This window comes from Arthrospiribacter ruber, from assembly GCF_019343195.1.
GTDB classification, from domain to species: Bacteria; Bacteroidota; Bacteroidia; order Cytophagales; family Cyclobacteriaceae; genus Arthrospiribacter; species Arthrospiribacter ruber.
The window spans coordinates 410274-425556 of record NZ_RPHB01000001.1 but is presented as its reverse complement, the minus strand read 5'-3'; the positions used below and the strand labels follow the sequence as shown (position 1 = coordinate 425556).

At 41.2% G+C, this 15283-nt stretch carries 12 protein-coding genes; 7 read left to right on the top strand and 5 right to left on the bottom strand.

Translation table 11 applies throughout. The features are described 5' to 3' along the window. Positions 1–101: 101 nt before the first annotated feature. From EGN73_RS01620 to EGN73_RS01610, 3 genes are all read right to left on the bottom strand, one after another. Positions 102–2363, bottom strand: a complete 2262-nt coding sequence (locus tag EGN73_RS01620) for an aconitate hydratase (protein ID WP_219286451.1) — start codon at positions 2361–2363, stop codon at positions 102–104. 123 nt (positions 2364–2486) lie between these two features. After that, positions 2487–3791: a short-chain fatty acid transporter gene (locus EGN73_RS01615; protein ID WP_246611416.1), complete on the bottom strand. Its 1305-nt coding sequence runs from the start codon at positions 3789–3791 to the stop codon at positions 2487–2489. Between the two features lie 50 nt (positions 3792–3841). Further along, positions 3842–4879 carry an acyl-CoA reductase gene (locus tag EGN73_RS01610; RefSeq protein ID WP_343207067.1) on the bottom strand — a complete coding sequence of 346 codons (1038 nt, stop codon included), beginning with the start codon at positions 4877–4879 and terminating at the stop codon, positions 3842–3844. Between the two features lie 128 nt (positions 4880–5007). Here EGN73_RS01610 and EGN73_RS01605 point away from each other — a divergent pair, with 128 nt between their 5' ends. From EGN73_RS01605 to cas6, 5 genes are all read left to right on the top strand, one after another. After that, positions 5008–5355: a 4Fe-4S binding protein gene (locus EGN73_RS01605; RefSeq protein ID WP_219286447.1), complete on the top strand. Its 348-nt coding sequence runs from the start codon at positions 5008–5010 to the stop codon at positions 5353–5355. Positions 5356–5538: 183 nt separating this feature from the next. Continuing rightward, on the top strand, positions 5539–5868 hold the full coding sequence (locus EGN73_RS01600; protein ID WP_219286445.1) for a DUF3276 family protein: 330 nt from the start codon (positions 5539–5541) through the stop codon (positions 5866–5868). 218 nt (positions 5869–6086) lie between these two features. Continuing rightward, a complete protein-coding gene (locus tag EGN73_RS01595; RefSeq protein WP_219286443.1) occupies positions 6087–7169 on the top strand; it encodes an AI-2E family transporter in 1083 nt (360 codons plus the stop codon). A gap of 18 nt (positions 7170–7187) precedes the next feature. After that, the gene (gene ychF, locus EGN73_RS01590) at positions 7188–8285 is read left to right on the top strand and encodes a redox-regulated ATPase YchF (RefSeq protein WP_219286441.1); all 1098 of its coding nucleotides are present in this window, start codon (positions 7188–7190) and stop codon (positions 8283–8285) included. A gap of 101 nt (positions 8286–8386) precedes the next feature. Next, entirely contained in the window at positions 8387–9262 is an 876-nt protein-coding gene (gene cas6, locus EGN73_RS01585; RefSeq protein ID WP_219286439.1) for a CRISPR-associated endoribonuclease Cas6, read from the top strand. A 30-nt stretch (positions 9263–9292) separates the two neighbouring features. On the opposite strand, the gene EGN73_RS01580 is transcribed toward cas6, so the two are convergent. Both EGN73_RS01580 and EGN73_RS01575 read right to left on the bottom strand, forming a co-directional pair. After that, entirely contained in the window at positions 9293–10558 is a 1266-nt protein-coding gene (locus EGN73_RS01580) for a type IX secretion system plug protein (protein WP_219286438.1), read from the bottom strand. 9 nt (positions 10559–10567) lie between these two features. After that, on the bottom strand, positions 10568–12490 hold the full coding sequence (locus EGN73_RS01575) for an ABC-F family ATP-binding cassette domain-containing protein (RefSeq protein WP_219286436.1): 1923 nt from the start codon (positions 12488–12490) through the stop codon (positions 10568–10570). 160 nt (positions 12491–12650) lie between these two features. Between EGN73_RS01575 and EGN73_RS01570 the strand changes: the two genes are divergently transcribed. Continuing rightward, the gene (locus EGN73_RS01570; RefSeq protein WP_246611438.1) at positions 12651–13754 is read left to right on the top strand and encodes a PQQ-dependent sugar dehydrogenase; all 1104 of its coding nucleotides are present in this window, start codon (positions 12651–12653) and stop codon (positions 13752–13754) included. A gap of 91 nt (positions 13755–13845) precedes the next feature. Next, the gene (locus EGN73_RS01565) at positions 13846–15168 is read left to right on the top strand and encodes a ferredoxin reductase family protein (RefSeq protein WP_219286432.1); all 1323 of its coding nucleotides are present in this window, start codon (positions 13846–13848) and stop codon (positions 15166–15168) included. Positions 15169–15283: the final 115 nt, after the last annotated feature.

Sequence of the window (15283 nt, the reverse complement as noted above, 5' to 3'; positions counted from 1 at the left end):
CTAGACGTGTTGATGAAATGCGGATAAAGTTAAACTAATTTTCAAAAAAAAAGTCAGGTGAAATGCTCCACCTGACTATAGTTTTCAATTTTATCCTATACTTAGGAATTTCCCTTTATCAAATTCAGTGCAGATCCGGCTTTGAACCATTCGATCTGACCTGCATTGTAAGTATGGTTTACCTGAATTTCATCCTTGCTGCCATCTGAATGGTTGAGTACCACAGTCAAAGGCACGCCAGGTTTAAACGAAGTCAAACCTACTATATCAATGGTATCATCCTCCTGTACCTTGTCATAATCAGCAGGATTGGCGAAAGTCAATGCCAACATACCTTGCTTTTTAAGGTTGGTTTCATGGATCCTGGCAAATGATTTTACAAGAATTGCCCTTACACCCAAAAACCTTGGTTCCATGGCGGCATGCTCTCTTGATGATCCTTCACCGTAATTTTCATCACCTACTACCACTGACCCAACTCCATGAAGCTTATATTGCCTCTGCACAGCAGGTACTTCACCGTACTCACCTGAAAGTTGGTTTTTCACTTTATTGGTTGCCTCGTTGTAGAAATTGACTGCACCGATCAGCATATTGTTGGATATATTGTCCAAATGCCCTCTGAACCTCAGCCAAGGACCTGCCATGGAAATATGATCAGTAGTACACTTGCCTTTGGCCTTGATCAGAAGTTTAAGACCTGTAAGATCTGATCCTTCCCAAGGAGCAAAAGGCTCAAGTAATTGCAACCTTTCTGACTTAGGGTCTACTATCACTTCGACAGAGGATCCGTCCTCAGCAGGAGCTTGGTATCCTGCATCTTCTACTGCAAAACCTTTGCTTGGCATTTCCAATCCTGCTGGCTCATCCAATTTCACCTGATCCCCATCCTGATTGGTAAGGGTATCGGTCATTGGGTTGAAAGTAAGATCACCCGCAATAGCCATAGCTGTCACTACTTCAGGGGAAGCTACAAAAGAGTGGGTATTTGGATTACCATCAGCTCTTTTTGCGAAGTTTCTGTTAAATGAAGTAATGATGGAATTTTTCTCCTGCTTTTCTGCTCCATGTCTGGCCCATTGTCCTATACATGGTCCACAGGCATTGGCAAGAACTACCCCGCCCATTTTGTCAAATACATTCAAAAATCCATCTCTTTCCACAGTAAACCTTACAAGTTCGGATCCTGGTGTGATGGTATATTCTGATTTGGCAGTGAGCTTTTTGTCTACTGCCTGCTGGGCAAGAGATGCTGCCCTTGAAATGTCTTCATAAGATGAATTGGTACATGAACCGATGAGACCAACTTCAAGTTTGGCAGGCCATCCATTTTCTTTGACGGCAGATGCAAACTTGGAAAGAGGCCAAGCAAGATCCGGAGTAAATGGACCATTGATATGTGGCTCCAATTCAGAAAGGTTGATTTCGATTACCTGATCAAAATATTTCTCAGGGTTGTCATATACTTCTTTGTCACCATTAAGGTGTTCTTTGATGCCATTGGCCATGTCTGCTATATCAGCTCTTTCAGTACCTCTCAGGTAGGCTTCGGATTTTTCATCATAACCAAAAATAGAAGTAGTAGCCCCGATTTCAGCTCCCATGTTACAGATGGTACCTTTACCTGTAGCTGAAAGGGAGTTGGCACCTTCTCCGAAGTATTCCACTACGGCACCGGTTCCTCCTTTTACAGTCAGTATACCTGCTACTTTTAGAATCACATCTTTTGCAGCAGTCCAGCCTGATAATTTCCCGGTCAATTTGACCCCGATGAGTTTTGGAAACTTCAGCTCCCATGGCAATCCCGCCATCACGTCGCAGGCATCAGCACCACCTACTCCGATAGCGATCATCCCCAAACCTCCGGCGTTAGGAGTATGGGAATCTGTTCCTATCATCATTCCACCTGGGAAAGCGTAATTTTCAAGCACCACTTGGTGAATGATTCCTGCCCCAGGTTTCCAGAATCCTATTCCGTATTTGTTAGATACAGAAGAAAGGAAATCGTATACTTCTCTGTTCTTATCTTTGGCTTTGCTAAGATCTTGCTCAGCTCCGACTTCCGCCTGAATGAGGTGATCGCAATGTACCGTCGAAGGAACAGCTACCTGATTTCTTCCTGCCTGCATAAACTGCAAAAGAGCCATCTGAGCGGTAGCATCTTGCATGGCTACCCTATCAGGGTTGAAATCCACGTAAGACACACCTCTTTCAAAAGCCTGGGTAGCATCTCCTTGGGCCAGATGCGCATAAAGTATTTTTTCTGTCAGTGTAAGCGGTCTTCCAACTGCCTCTCTGGCAGCTGCAATCCTTTCAGGATATTTGGCATACACTGCCTTGATCATTTCTATATCAAATGCCATTGGGAATTGATTTTTATTAAATGTTGAAAAGAATTTCTAAATCGACCGCAAAGATAAAAATATAGGGCAATTTTGGAAGCAATCCTCTCTCCGTCCGTGGAATTTATAAGCATTCCAAAGGGTTTAAGATACTGCAAACCAAATAAAGACAGCAAAAATCAAAGAAGCCACTAAAAACAGCAGTCCTGTATACCTCAATATTTCTTTTGCCGGCAATCCTGTGATTGAAAGTAAAGGCAAAGCCCAAAAAGGTTGTAAGAGGTTACTTACCTGGTCCCCATAAGCAAAGACAAGGATCATTTTTGGAACATCTATTCCCATCTGTACCGCTGCTTCCATGACCACTGGACCCTGTACTGCCCACTGTCCCCCACCGGATGGCACAAAGAAATTGATGATCGCCGCACTAAAAAAAGTAAGTAATGGAAATGTATCAGGACCAGAGCGACTGACCATATCATCTGCCAACATCACCAAAAGTCCACTATATTTCATGATTCCCAGGATTCCGGCATAAAACGGAAACTGAATCAGGATATCTGTAGCACCCTTTACCGCTTTGCTCAAATGACTTACATATTGATCTAAACTTCCAAATGCAAGCAGCCCCAATCCAAGTAGTACAAAGTTGACAAAATTCAGGTCCAAAAAGCCCCAGCCTTGATCTGAAATATTCCAGAATTCAGAAAGCCCCAAAAAAACAATCAATCCACCTATAACATATCCCAACTTATCTTTATTGTTCTCCAGCTTGCTTTCTTCCCGCTGGGTTGGCTGGGGATAGAGCTGTTTGGCAAAACCACGCTTGGACAAAAAATAAAGCACTAGTAGAAAGGTGACAAAAAGAATTGTATTGATACCCAAATTGAAACCTGAAAAAATAGTCCGGTCCACGGTAATTACTCCAATCTGATCAAGAAGAAAGTGGGAAGGTTCTGCTGCTTTTAAAGTGGCCGACCCGGACAGTCCTCCATGCCATACTGCCATCCCAAGATAGCCTGATGCTGCCACCAAAGGGTAATTGATCTGCATCCTGCCTTTAGATGCTTCTTCTCCGATTTTTCTGGCCAGAATTGCCCCAATGATCAGTCCGAAGCCCCAATTTAGATAACCAGCCAACATGGACAGGGATGCCGTCACCAATACTGCATAAGTATTGGAGGTAATGCTTCCGGTTATTTTATCCAAAAAACCATTGACAGGCTTGGACATAGCCAAAGTATGGCCGAACACAAGAATCAACACCATTTGCATGGTGAATTCCAATAGTTCCCAAAACCCATCTTTCCAAAAATGCAAAACCTCAAAGGAATACACTGCAATATTTGCATGTGAAGGCTTGGTCATTACGATAGCCAACAAAAACACCAGCAAACTCAAAAAAATGGCTATCTGAAAAGTAGACGGGAATCTTAAGTTTATTGTCATCTTTCTCAAATAGCTGGTTTTAGTATCAAATTTCACTGTTTACGACTGGTTTACAAGCCTTTCAGAAATGACACAGTATCTACTCCATCAGCATAATCTGACAGGGCAGGACACTGCGCCTGACCGAATGGAAAGCTGCCTGGATACCATGCACCTTTACTTACAATGCATTGCGTTTTTGCTTCAATTTTGGACAGCTCCTCCGTCAAAGTATCAGTATCGGAATATTTTTGATAATACAGGACTGATATAGGAGAAACAAGTTCTTCACTTTCTCTTAAAAGCAGAAAACCATTATCCAGATGATCTTCATTATTTACAAGATAGATGGACTTGTTGTAGTCATAGTTGTTTCTATACTTATGGTGATTGGCAATAGGATTAAACGACTCTATGGCAGGTAAAAAATCCTGAAGTACCGCTTTATCAGGGATGAAAAGCTTGGACACATTTCTACACCCAAGGCCAAAATACTGAAACACATCTTTAGCAAGTTCTTTAAAATCCTCCTCGGACTCATCGCCGTTCAACACAGCTACCGAGGTCCTGTTTTTCCTGATTACATGAGGATACTTTCCAAAATAATAATCAAAGTACCGGGAAGAATTGTCGCTGCCTGTGGCAATGTAGGCGTCTTTATTTTTCAGCATTTCCTCAAAACTCACTTGATCTGAGAATCGCGGCTCGATGTATAGTAACTCATTTACCAGCCATTTTATGGATTCTGTATCTGTGGAACTCAATTTCACCGAGGCTTTATGCCCTGAAATCAAAACAGAGAGCAAATCGTGAAACCCGACCGCAGGAATATTTCCGGCAAGCATTAATCCTACATCTTTCCTCTCGCTAACTTCCTCCAACCCATAAGGCTTCACCCATTCTTGAAGGGCTTGCTGATCCAAAATTGTCTTAAGGGCTGAAAATGCCTCTTTGACATTGTCATAGGTAAACCAGCTGTTGTTATTTTCTATTCGTCGGTAAAGCTTATCAAATTCTTCATCGGACAAAGCCCCTATCCTATCCCCTAATTTGGCCAATGCACTTATTCTTTCTTCCAGATACATGTCATAAATGATGTTGAACCACAAAGATATTGATTAAAAAAAGACCAGTCTTTGCTAGAATCAATATAAATTAGTTAGCATGACAACTTTTTTTTTGCTTCGATGGTTATTTGCTTATTAATTTTACGGCAAGTACAAAAAATGATACTGAGATGGCTATAATGATAACTGACGAATGCATCAACTGCGGTGCATGCGAACCTGAATGTCCCAATACAGCGATTTATGAAGGCGGAATAGAATGGACCTGGGCCGGAGGTACTTCTCTAAAGGAGGTTACTTTGGAAGACGGTACAGTGGTCGATGCCCTCGAAAAGCAGGAGCCGCTATCAGAAGAATTCTATTACATTGTCACCGACAAATGTACAGAGTGCACAGGATTTCATGAGGAACCCCAATGTGCTGCTGTATGCCCGGTAGATTGCTGCGTAGATGATCCGGACCATAGGGAGACTGAGGACGAACTTCTCGCCAAAAAGATTAAAATGCACGGAGAATAAAAGGGCCATCAAGCCCTTTTATTTTTGAGTACACTGCAATAACAGCACTGATTTTAAGCTGTTTACTCCTCAAATTGACCGTTTTATGTAAAAAAACATCAAAATACCTTGAATATATTTTGTGAATTGGTTTAACTTGTTGCTCGATTTATACCAAACACAAACAACAAAATTCTTTGGAAAGTGGAAGACAACAGAGGAAATGATAGAGAAGAAATCTTCTCTAAACGAGTGAAAGCCGGTAAGAGGACTTATTTTTTTGATGTGAAATCAACCCGGTCAAATGATTACTATTTGACAATTACCGAAAGCAAAAGAAGATTGAAGGATGATGGTTTTGTATTTGAAAAGCATAAGATTTTCCTTTACAAAGAAGACTTCGGGAAGTTTATTGAAGCACTTCAGGATGCTGTGGATCACGTCAAAAATGACCTGATGGCTGATTTTGATTTCTCCCAGTTTGATAGAGAAGAAGAGGAAACAGAATTTGATGATGAATTAAAGTGGGATTAATTCCTACAATTGTTCATCTTTAGAGAAAGAAATCTACCCGGTCAAAGCCAGACTTTGACCAGATAGGCTTAATGAAAATTTAAGTCAGGTTGGATTTCTTTCTCTTTTTCTTTTTGAAAAAAAACCGAATTGAGTGTCATAGTGTTTTCCTTCCCCGGAAAACATCCACTCAGATTAATTGGGAATGAGGTGATTAATGTTAAAATAAAGTATTACTGATGAAGAAGCCCGTTTTATATGTATTGCTTGCAATAGCCTTATTGTTAGTAGTAGGCTGGTATTTTTCGAACATCACCCTATACTTTATTTTTTCACTTGTCATTGCAGCGATACTAAGGCCACTTACCAACAAAATCAACGGCTTTCATGTACTTGGCCAAAACGTCCCTCGCTGGATCGCTATAGTGATCTCATTTCTTTTTATTGCCTTGTTTTTATTTTTTATAGGATTGCTTTTTATTCCTTTGATAAGCGCTCAGGTACAGATCATTGCTACCTATGACATGGATTATATCTATGAGCAGATCCAAAACCCTGTAGGAAAAGTAGAGGACCTTCTGATACGTTACGAAATCGTCAACAATGAACCGGGATTTTTGATTACCCAAGTAAGAGAGTCTATGATCAAAAGCTTCTCCGCCATTAATATTCAGGGGATTTTGAATACCGTGGTGAATACTACAAGTTCTTTTTTCATTGGTTTCATGGCCATTCTGTTTATCACCTTCTTCCTTTTGCTTGAAAATGGACTTCTCAGAAGAAATATCATGAACCTCATTCCCAATTCCTATTTTGAATTGGCGGTATCTACTTTCAATAAAGTAGAAAGATTGTTATCCAATTATCTGGTCGGCTTACTGATACAGCTCAGCTGCATTTTTTCTTTGGCTTCAATAGGCCTTACCATAGTAGGAATAGAATATGCCCTGACCATAGCTATGTTTGCAGCAGTGGCCAACCTTATTCCTTATGCAGGCCCAATCTTAGGTGCTACATTTGGTGTCATAGTAGGACTGTCCACTGGTGATTTTGCCAGTTCCAATGACATTATTTTCATGATTGTAAAAATTCTTGCTGTATTTTCTGTGGTTCAAGTGACCGACAATGTGGTTTTACAACCCCTTATTTTCTCTAAATCGGTAAAAGCCCATCCACTTGAAATATTTGTTGTTATCTTTGCGGGTGCAAAAATCGCCGGTATTCTGGGGATGATTTTTGCCATCCCGGTTTACACAATTTTCAGGGTATCATTTCTTGAATTTTACAGAGGTTACCGGGAATACAGAATATTCAAAATTTAAAAAAACAAACCATCTTCAATGGCATTACAATGCGGAATCGTTGGCTTACCCAACGTAGGAAAATCAACTTTATTCAATGCTCTTTCCAGTGCTAAAGCTGAAGCAGCAAATTTCCCTTTTTGTACTATAGAACCAAATGTCGGTGTAGTGACTGTCCCAGATAGCAGACTGAGGGCACTGGAAAGCTTGGTAAATCCCCAAAAAGTAATCCCAACGGTAATCGAATTTGTCGACATTGCAGGCTTGGTCAAAGGCGCTAGCAAAGGGGAAGGTTTGGGAAACAAGTTCCTGGCCAATATCCGTGAGGTTGATGCCATTGTCCATGTCATCCGCTGCTTCCAAGACGATAATGTAGTCCATGTAGCAGGTGGTGTTGATCCAGTTTTTGACAAAGAAGTTATTGATACTGAACTACAGCTTAAAGACATTGAATCGGTGGACAAAAAGATTGCCCGCCTGGAAAAAATAGCAAAATCGGGAGACGCCAAGGCGAGAAAAGAGCTCGAAATCCTTCTCAGATTCAAAGAAGGATTACAGTCAGGTAAAAACGCCAGAGCCATTGAGGTGGAAAAAGAAGACCTGGAGGCTGTAAGGGACTTACACCTGCTGACCATTAAGCCCGTCCTTTATGTAGCCAATGTAGACGAAGGAAGCATCCTTACCGGAAATGAGTATGTAGAAAAGCTCAAGGAAGAAATAAAAGATGAAAATGCGGAAGTAATTGTTCTTTGTGCGGCCATTGAATCCCAAATAGCTGAATTCGATGACCAAGAAGAAAAGGAAATGTTTTTGTCTGAATATGGACTAGAGGAAAGCGGGCTTAACAAACTGATCTCAGGAGCGTATAAACTACTCAACCTGATCACGTACTTTACCGCCGGACCTCAGGAGGTACGTGCTTGGACCATCAAGCGGGGGTGGAAGGCTCCTCAAGCAGCGGGTGTCATCCACAGTGATTTTGAAAGAGGGTTTATCAAAGCTGAGGTGATCAAATTACCCGAATATGAAAAATTCAAAACTGAAGCAGCTTGCCGGGAAAACGGAAAAATTGCCATAGAAGGCAAGGAATATGTAGTACAAGATGGGGATATTATGCATTTTAGGTTCAATGTTTAATAAACTTTAAAAAATATTTGTACTTTTGCTGGAAACCGAATATATAGTAAACCGTTAGTTAAGTAAGTTTAATAATTGTTTCAAATTTTATTTTTAACACCGTGAGAGTAAGATTAATATTTTCCTTAAAAAACAAAGGTGCTTATTTACCATTTCACCACCAGTACATCTTGGCTCAATTTCTCAAGGGATTGATCGTAAAAGGTGGACGAGAAGAGTTTTTTAACTACAATTACTTCAACTTCTCTGGTCTTAAAGGCCAGACTAAAGTAAGTAGAAGCGGATTGCATTACTATTCCAGTTTAGTCACATTAGTGCTTTCATCACCCAATGAAGATTTCATGGACTACCTACTGGAGCAAGTATTTGCTACTTCCAAAATTGAGTTAGGAAATCTGATCATTTCTCCAGAGTACACAGAACAGGAGTTTGAACCGGAGTTGGAGTCCTCAAACAAGTTTGTTTGTATCTCTCCTTTGGTACTGCTCACCCCTTCTTTCAATGACGAATCAGGCAAAAGATTCATCAATCCGGACACAGACGAATTTTCGGATTTGTTGTATGAATCTACCCTGACCAGAATGGAAAGATCAGGCTGGTACTCTCAGGAGCAAATGGAGTCCTTTTACAAATTCCAGGTAGTACCTGACATGAATTATGTGAATAAGCTGAGAGAGCAGCAAAAGAAATTTGCAAGAATCTATTCTGTATACGATATGGATGTGAAATACGAGGTGAGAGGGTATACCCTTCCCTTCACATTGTATGCCGCTCCGGAGGTACAGGATTTTGTTTTCAAATGTGGATTGGGAGCCTTTACCCATAAGGGTTTTGGAATGCTGGATCTGGCAAACCACGCTCCTAGTCAAAGAACAGAGCCATATAAATTCAAGAGAGAAGGCTTTATTCCTTACAAATCCCAACAAGAGAGACAAAGACCCCAAAATCCAGATGAAAATCAGGAAGTAGAAAATTAAAAAAAGCCGATCCAAATGGATCGGCTTTTTTTATAACCTTCTTTTATTCGGATTGAGATTAAAATAGCTGATCAGTTCATCATATCTCGAACCCATATCCCGGTAATAAATAAATACTTCGTATTCGTTTTCGGTTTCAAAATGACTGCCCTCTAAAGGAGCCATGTCCCATCCGTCTGAACCCTTATAGGCATATTGGTAATCGTACCAACCTTGTTTTAAAATCAAAGTAGTCTCGTACATATTGGTATTCGGATTGAGTTCCATTTTGGCATCAGGGGTCAATCCCCATAAAGTCAAAGCTCCGACCAGATAAGGCTGTTCTTTAACACCTTCCGGATCTAAGTAAAATGTAGTGACAATATACTCGCTTTCCCTTTCGTGATTTTGCCTCTCCAGATTCATAATGGCATATTGTCCATTCATATCCAGATACTCTGAGTAAACTCCATCCGGTCTTATTTTGTCTATTCCTGCCTCCGCATATACCACATCCTCTTCCATTTTCACAGACTTCACATTCATCCCTCTTGCTCTCACAAACCTCAAATCCAAAAACCTGAACTCGTTTCCGCCTTTGAAAGTATTGCTGCCGTCAAAAAGATTGTATTCTATCATTTTGGTATCTTCCCTAAGCATGGTGGGCTTGTCCAAAACCTTCACATTGTCCCATCTTTGGTTTTGCCTGATCATGACCCGAAGGTTATTTCTAGGGTCAAACAACTCTCTGCCCTTGTAATTTACTGTTACATTGACCTGCTGCACTTTCCTCCTGTCTTCTGTAGTGCTTGGAGGTACTACCCTAGCCGCCAGGTTGACTGCTTTTTGATAAACCATAAACCTCTTGGTCAGGATTGTCTGACTTTCATCTCTTCCCCGATACACTTTGATCACATAGTTTCCTGATTTGCTTACCGGAGGCAGGACAAAATTGTAGTGAATGTAAGGAATTCGGGTATCTATTGAATATTCGTAGTCCAAGACATTAAATTCATTGTACTGGTTGAGGTATTCATTTTCTTTCAGGTCAGATGGTGTCCAATCAAAGTCACAATGAATGATCTTGGCCGAGTACATATCCGGATCATACGCAAAATCATCAAAAGTAAGATTGAGGGCAACACCGCTATTGAGCTCCAAAATGGGAGAGTTCATCTGGGCAGCAAAATCTCCTGAATTCGGAAACAACCTTACAGACTGAATATTTTCTTCAAATATTCTGTCAAACAAAGCTTCCTGCGCGAGGACAAGCTGACCCGCAATCAACAAAAAAAATAAAACTACTGATCTTTTCATGACAATTATTTAAGCTATGATTTGTTCCAACTCCCCTATTTCCTCCACCAAGGACTCCCATGAGGCATTGGCCTCTTTCAAAGATATTTTTATCTTCTCATACTCTTCTGTAAGCTCTTGGAGCCTGTCCACTTCAGAATAAACGGAGGGGTCAGCCATTTCTTTTTCCAAGTCAGCCTTTCTTTTTTCCAAACCGAGTATTTTATCTTCCCATTCAGCCAAATATTGTTCCTTTTTTTTCAGAACCTTTCTAGCTTCATCCAATTCGGTATTTGACCTTCTTTGACGGGGTTCCTTTTTTTCCTTGATATTAGACTTTTCAATTGATTCATCTGCTTTCCTGCTTTCATTCCAGTACACAAACTCCTCATAGGTTCCCGGATATTCTTTTATCTGATGGTTTTCTATATACCAGATTTTATTAGCTACCCCCCTGATAAAATGTCTGTCATGAGAAACGGTGATAAATGTCCCTTCGTATTGCTGCATCGCTTGGATCAAAATATTCACCGATTGCATATCAAGGTGGTTAGTAGGCTCATCCAACAACAAGAAATTGGCTTCCGAGATAAGTGTTTTGGCTAAAGCAACCCTGGATTTTTCACCTCCGGAAAGCACTTTGATCTTTTTAAAGACGTCCTCATTGGAGAAGAGGAAGCAACCCAAGACCCCTCGTAATTCGGTTTCTGTTTTACCGGATCCGGCCTGCACCATTTCCTGAAGGATTTCATTGTCAATATTCAGTGCTTCCAGCTGATGCTGGGCATAAAAAGACTTGATTACATTGTGACCATGGGAAACTTTCCCTTTTACCTGCTCCGTTCCACTGATGATCCTCAACAAGGTAGATTTACCTTTACCGTTGGCACCGATGAGTGCAATTTTATCCCCCCGCTCAATCCTGGCAGAAGTATCCTCAAGAATTTTCAGGTCACCGTAAGATTTGGAAACATGATCTAAAGTGACCACGTCTCTCCCGGATTTTTGTGAAAACTTAAATTTGAAGTTTACAGCTATATTGTCATCAATGACTTCGTTGACTTTGTCCATCCTTTCCAAGGCTTTGACCCTGGACTGAACCTGATTGGATTTTGAAGCTTTTGCCCTAAACCTTTCGATAAACCTTTCAGTCTGCTTGATCATTTGCTGCTGGTTTTCGTAGGCATTTTGCTGTATCTCCATTCTTTCCTTTTTTTCCTCTTTATAAAAAGAGTAGTTTCCGGAATAAGAGGTAAGCGTCCCGTGTGATACCTCCACTGTAATGTCAATGCAGTTGTCCAAAAATTCCTGATCGTGAGACACCACAATAACTGCCCCTTCGTAGGACTTCAGGTAATTTTCCACCCATTGAATGGAAGGTAGATCAAGGTGGTTGGTAGGCTCATCCAGCATCAGCAGAGAGGGCTTTTCCAAAAGAAGCTTAGCCAACATTACCCTCATTCTCCATCCACCGGAAAAGGTCTTCAAAGGCCTCATCAGATCTTCAGTCCTAAAACCTATCCCCTCCAATATTTCCTCTGCTTTGGCTTTGATCGTGTATCCTTCATTGGCCTCAAATCTCTCCTGAAGCTTTGCCAGCCTGTCGATCACGGCATCAGAATAGTCTGTTTCCATCTTTTTCAAGACTTCATCAATCTCATGCTGCAGCTCCAAAGTCTCTTTAAATGCCGCCAATGCCACTTCCAAAATAGGTTCTTCTGACTGATAAGAAAGCATGTCTTGGTTCAGAAAGCCAATCGTGCAGTCTTTGGCTTTCTGGACCTCACCAGAAGTCGGCTGGTAATCACCACTGATAATTTTCAAAAGTGTAGACTTGCCGGTGCCGTTCAGACCCACCAGTCCGATTTTATCTTTAGGCTTGATGTGAAGGGCGGCATTTTCATAAAGTGCTCTGCCCCCAATGAAATAAGATAGGTTGTTGATCGATAACATGCTGCAAAAATAAGTATTCTACCATAGATTGAGGCTTAAAAATGGATTATTACTCCAAGACCTGACAATCAACAAAAATTTAGGTATATTCATTTTCAAAATCATAAGTTAAGTTCCGATGAAAACCTACCATTTGCTTAAACCCTTATTTCTACTGTTGATGACTTTCGCCTATTTTTCCTGCTCTGGCCAAAACAATTCTTCCTACATACAACTGGAAACGATCAAACTCCCGCCGGGATTTCAGATTGAAGTCTGGGCAGAAGATGTTCCGGATGCAAGGTCACTGGCCATGAGCGATGATGGCAAAGTCATTTTTGTAGGAAATAGGCAAGGAAAAAATGTCTATGCTTTGGTGGACAGCAATGGAGACGGAAAGGCTGACAAAAAACATACCTTGGCCTCCGGCCTGCGAATGCCAAATGGCGTGGCTTACAAAAATGGCGACCTCTATGTCGCCGAAGTCAGCAGAATCCTCAGGTTTAAGGATATAGTCAACAATCTGGAAAACCCAAGCTATGAGGTGGTATATGATAAATATCCCGATAAAGCACATCATGGCTGGAAATTTATTGCTTTTGGACCGGATGGCATGTTGTATGTACCAGTAGGTGCACCATGCAACATCTGTAAATCTGATGAGGAGATATTTGCGAGCATCACCAGAATCGATGTGAATGCTACCAATATTCAACCGGAGATTTTTGCCCATGGAGTGCGGAATACCGTTGGCTTCTCCTGGCATCCCCAAACCAAAGAGCTTTGGTTTACCGACAACGGCAGGGACATGATGGGCGATGACATTCCTGATTGTGAGCTCAACCACGCCCCTCAAAAAGGACTTCACTTTGGTTATCCATTTTGGCATGCAGGAGATGTGAAGGATCCGGAATTCGGAGACAAAGGAAAGGACAAGTCGGCCTATGTTGCTCCTGCCAAAAAACTAGGGCCACACGTGGCTCCTCTCGGCATGAGGTTTTACACAGCTGATCAATTTCCGAATGAATACAGAAACAATATTTTCATCGCCAAGCATGGCTCCTGGAACCGAAGTAAAAAAATAGGCTATCAGGTAACCCGAGTAATACTCGATGACAACCAAACCCCAGGCAAAGAAGAAGTTTTTGCAGAAGGCTGGCTGAACCATGACAGTCAGGAGGTATGGGGCAGACCGGTAGATGTCATGCAGCTGCCGGATGGAAACCTTTTGGTGTCCGATGACATGGCTAATTGTATTTATAGAATCTCCTACAAAGGGGCTTAAAACATTGACCAACTACCTAAAAAAACACAAGTTTTATCACCTTTCACACAAAAACATCCAAATTTCCGGATGAATAAAGTTCCACTTTTGTATGTCAACTAAAACTAAACGATACAGCGCTGGCAAGGGGCTGATTTGGCTTTTTATTTTTCTTGCTTTGAGTCTGCTCCCACTTTTGGCAGCCTACTCTGGAGATATCCCACCAAAACGAACCCTCCTTGAGGAGTTGGGTGTGGTCTTGGGCTTTATAGGCTTGGGTTTATTCGGAATACAGTTTTTATTTTCCGGAAGGATCAAGCAAGTGGCTCCATCCTTTGGAGTGGATAACATTGTGCAGTTTCATAAAGAAATAGGGATTGTCGCCATAATTTTCGTTTTAAGTCATCCAATCCTCTTATTGGTAGCTGACTGGGAATACATTTCATTTTATGACCCTAGGGAAAATCTTCCACGAGCTGCTGCCTTGGTCTTTGCTACTTTTGGCATGATTACCCTGCTCTACACCAGCCTTTGGAGGGTCAGCACTGGACTTAATTACGAATGGTGGAGACTTATCCACGGTGTTTTGGGATTCTCTTTGGTATTCATAGGCATTGTCCACAGCATTCAGGTAGGCCATTACCTCAATGAGTTCTATAAGATTGCTTTCTTTATTATTTTCTTTGGTTCATTGATTTACTTATTGGTTCACACCCGTTTGGTAAGACCATACATGGCCAAAAAAGATCCCTTTATCATCAAGGAGATACTTCCTCAAAAGGATGACTGCTATACCTTAAGACTGGAAAAGAAAAGTACTGAACCTTTCCGTTTCCTGCCCGGTCAATTCACTTGGATTACCATTTCCCATACTCCCTTTTCACTTCAGCAGCATCCCTTCTCTTTTTCTTCAAGTGCAGAAAAAGGCGTTTTGGAAATTACCGCAAAAAGAATCGGGGACTTTACCAACACCTGGAAATACCTGCAACCTGGACAGACTGCCTATTTGGAAGGCCCTTTTGGTTCCTTTACGCTCAAAGAGAAACCATGCTTTTTGGTCATGGGAGGAATTGGGGTTACTCCAGGCATCTCCTTTCTCAAAACGCTGGCAGATAGGAAAGACCAGAGAAAATGCATACTCATTTATGGAAATGAAAGGTGGAAAAAAATCCCTTTTAGAGAAGAATTGGAGAGACTGAAAAACCAAATCAACCTTGAGCTGATCCATGTCTTGGAAAAGCCTGACAAGGATTGGGATGGAGAAAAAGGTCTCATAGATGAAAAGTTGGTCACAAAATACCTTCCGGAAGATCTCAATGAATTTGACTATTACATCTGTGGTCCAGGGCAGATGATGGACAATGCCGAACTCACTTTCAGAAAAAAAGGTGTGGATTGGAGAAACATTTATGCAGAAAGGTTTGACTTCGTATAAGACATGGAAAAACATCTAAAAATACTCTACAGAACCATTAAGCGGATAGCCGACCTATCAGGCTTGATACTTTTGATAATTGCAATCATTTTTGCTTTAAGGTTGGTATAAAAAA

Excerpts from the sequence above, each read along its gene's own strand:
- EGN73_RS01620 (WP_219286451.1), bottom strand. The coding sequence starts at position 2,363 with ATGGCATTTGATATAGAAATGATCAAGGCAGTGTATGCCAAATATCCT.
- EGN73_RS01615 (WP_246611416.1), bottom strand. The coding sequence starts at position 3,791 with ATGACAATAAACTTAAGATTCCCGTCTACTTTTCAGATAGCCATTTTT.
- EGN73_RS01605 (WP_219286447.1), top strand. The coding sequence starts at position 5,008 with ATGGCTATAATGATAACTGACGAATGCATCAACTGCGGTGCATGCGAA.
- EGN73_RS01595 (WP_219286443.1), top strand. The coding sequence starts at position 6,087 with ATGAAGAAGCCCGTTTTATATGTATTGCTTGCAATAGCCTTATTGTTA.
- ychF (WP_219286441.1), top strand. The coding sequence starts at position 7,188 with ATGGCATTACAATGCGGAATCGTTGGCTTACCCAACGTAGGAAAATCA.
- EGN73_RS01580 (WP_219286438.1), bottom strand. The coding sequence starts at position 10,558 with ATGAAAAGATCAGTAGTTTTATTTTTTTTGTTGATTGCGGGTCAGCTT.
- EGN73_RS01575 (WP_219286436.1), bottom strand. The coding sequence starts at position 12,490 with ATGTTATCGATCAACAACCTATCTTATTTCATTGGGGGCAGAGCACTT.
- EGN73_RS01570 (WP_246611438.1), top strand. The coding sequence starts at position 12,651 with ATGACTTTCGCCTATTTTTCCTGCTCTGGCCAAAACAATTCTTCCTAC.
- EGN73_RS01565 (WP_219286432.1), top strand. The coding sequence starts at position 13,846 with ATGTCAACTAAAACTAAACGATACAGCGCTGGCAAGGGGCTGATTTGG.